Annotated in this window: 2 protein-coding genes; both read left to right on the plus strand. The window is 65.5% G+C overall.

The window, feature by feature from the left end; all coding sequences use genetic code 11:
- The first annotated feature begins 239 nt into the window (after positions 1 to 239).
- Positions 240 to 1,469: an ammonium transporter gene (locus tag AB0F62_RS42605; protein WP_361812258.1), complete on the plus strand. Its 1,230-nt coding sequence runs from the start codon at positions 240 to 242 to the stop codon at positions 1,467 to 1,469.
- Positions 1,470 to 1,633: 164 nt separating this feature from the next.
- Positions 1,634 to 2,631, plus strand: a 998-nt coding sequence (locus AB0F62_RS42610; protein WP_361812261.1) for an acyl-CoA dehydrogenase family protein, incomplete at its 3' end; no start/stop codon positions are given.

Below are 2,631 nucleotides of genomic sequence, written 5' to 3' on the forward strand. Positions count from 1 at the left end.
TCGAGGACCGGCGCCCCAACGCCAACGTCGACCCCTACGTCGTCACCCGCCTCATCGTCGACACCTGCTGCTCGGCCCTGGACAAGGCCGACCTCATCTGAGGTCGCTCATGACCGCGGGTCGATGCGCTCCTTCCACTAGTGCATCGGCCCGCACCCAGCGATCGCGTGCACGGAGATCGCACCTGCGCAAGATCGTCACCCACGTCGGTGACGTATCACGAACAAGGAGACACTTCGATGCCCAAGGGCTTCGACGCGGGAGACACGTCGTTCGTCCTCATAAGCGCCGCCCTGGTTATGCTGATGACGCCCGGACTTGCCTTCTTCTACGGAGGGATGGTCCGGGTCAAGAGCGTGCTGAACATGCTGCTGATGAGCTTTGTCAGTCTCGGAATTGTCAGCGTGGTATGGGTGGCATACGGGTACTCGCTCGCCTTCGGCGACGACGTGGGCGGTGGACTCCTCGGCGGCTTGGATCTCACCGGGATGAAGGGCATTACGGGGGAGAGCCTCACCGGCACAGTGCCCGTCTTCGCCTTCGCGGCCTTCCAGCTCATGTTCGCGGTTATCACCCCAGCCCTGATTAGTGGCGCGATCGCGGACCGCGCCAAGTTCGGGGCGTGGATGCTGTTCGTAGCCCTCTGGGTGAGCCTGGTGTACTTCCCCGTCGCCCACTGGGTTTGGCAATCTGACGGCTGGATTTTCAAGCTCGGGGTGAAGGACTTCGCCGGGGGAACTGCCGTGCACATCAACGCGGGCATGGCGGCGCTGGGCGCACTGCTTGTGCTGGGCAAGCGTGTCGGCTTCAAGAAGGATCCGATGCGTCCGCACAGTCTCCCCTTGGTAATGCTTGGTTCGGGGCTGCTGTGGTTCGGCTGGTTCGGCTTCAACGCCGGCTCCGCGCTTGCTGCCAACGGCACGGCCAGTATTGCCTTCCTCAACACCCAGGTTGCCACCGGGGCAGCGATGATCGGCTGGCTCATCTGGGAGCGTCTGCGCAGTGGCAGCTTCACCTCCCTGGGCGCGGCCTCCGGGGCTGTCGCAGGTTTGGTGGCCATCACCCCGGCTTGCGCCGCGGTGAATACCTGGGGGGCCATTGCCGTCGGCGCCATTGCGGGCGTGGTGTGCGCATGGGCCGTGGCTTTGAAGGACCGGCTCGGATATGACGACTCCCTCGATGTGGTCGGCGTCCACGCGGTGGGCGGTCTCGTTGGGACCCTCCTTGTCGGCTTCTTCGACACCGCAGATGGCCTGTTCGCCGGCGCCGGTCTCGGACAGCTCGGCAAGCAGGCTGTCGGGGCCCTCGCCGTTGCCGCCTACTCCCTGGTGATGTCCTGGCTGCTCGCGAAGTCCATTGACGTCACTGTTGGATTCCGAGTTGATCGGAACCACGAGGTCACCGGCATCGACCATGTGGTCCACGCTGAAACCGCCTACGACTTCGAGCCAGCAGTAGGGCGGGCATGATCCGGTGCCTCCACATCGGTTGCCGGAGCCGGCTGCTGTGCAGACAGCGCCGATCTTCGGCACGAGTACGACCCTGGCCAGTGAGTAATCCACAGCTAGTGCTGGCGTGAGGACTCGACAGGTTACGCAACATCATTCCTTCCATATCGACGGAGAAGACGATCATGAGCAGCGCCCCGCACGCGAACCACCCCCACCACGTTTCCAGCAAGGTCGATCTGACAACGGAATTGGCCTCCCGAGCAGCGGGACTCCAGCCACTGTTGCGTGAGTACGCCGCACAGGGTGACGCTGACCGCGTCGTGCCTCCTGCCGTTGTCGAGTCCCTGAGGGAGGCCGGTGTCTTCCGGCTGCTGACTCCGAAGCGTTTTGGTGGCTACGAGACGGATCTGCGAACGCTGACCGAGGTGTCTGAGGCCTTGGGGCAGGGCGACGGATCGGCGGCATGGGTCGGGATGATCATCTCGGTGACGAACTGGCTGGCGTGCCTCTTCCCGGACAAGGCGCAGGAGGAGGTCTTCGGGGCTGACCCCGACGCGCGGGTGACCGGTGTGGCCGCGCCGACCGGCATGGGGGAGAAGGTTCCCGGTGGGTGGCGGGTGAGTGGCCGCTGGTCGTTCAACTCCGGTGCCCCGTACGCGACGTGGGCGGCGGTCGGTGCGCTCCTGAAGGACGAGCGGGGTGAGGTCGTCGACCAGGCTCTGGTGCTGATCCCGGCTGCTGAACTGACCGTGGAGGACACGTGGCACACCGCGGGTATGCGGGGTACCGCCAGCAACACCTTGGTCGGTCATGAGGTCTTCGTCCCCGAGCACCGGGTACTGTCGGTCCCGGCCGCCGCCGAAGGCATCTACCCGCGCCCGACCCACGACGAGGCACTGTATGGCGCATCGTTCGGGCCGATGCTGGTGCTGTGCCTGGTCGGGCCTTTGCTGGGTCTGGGGCGTGCCGCTCTCGACGTGGTGACGGAGGCTGCGGTGTCCAAGCCTTTGTCGTTCACCGTCCACGGGCGGCAGGCGGACTCCGTGGGCGTCCAGACGCAGATCGCCGAGGCGGCACTGAAGATTGAGACAGCACGTCTGCACATCTACCGCGCGGTGGACAAGGTCGACGCGGCCGCGGCGGTGGCCCCGCTGGACTACTCGGCACGCGCCCACATCAG

The sequence above is a fragment of the Streptomyces sp. NPDC026673 genome (assembly GCF_040638135.1).
In the GTDB taxonomy this organism is placed as follows: domain Bacteria; phylum Actinomycetota; class Actinomycetes; order Streptomycetales; family Streptomycetaceae; genus Actinacidiphila.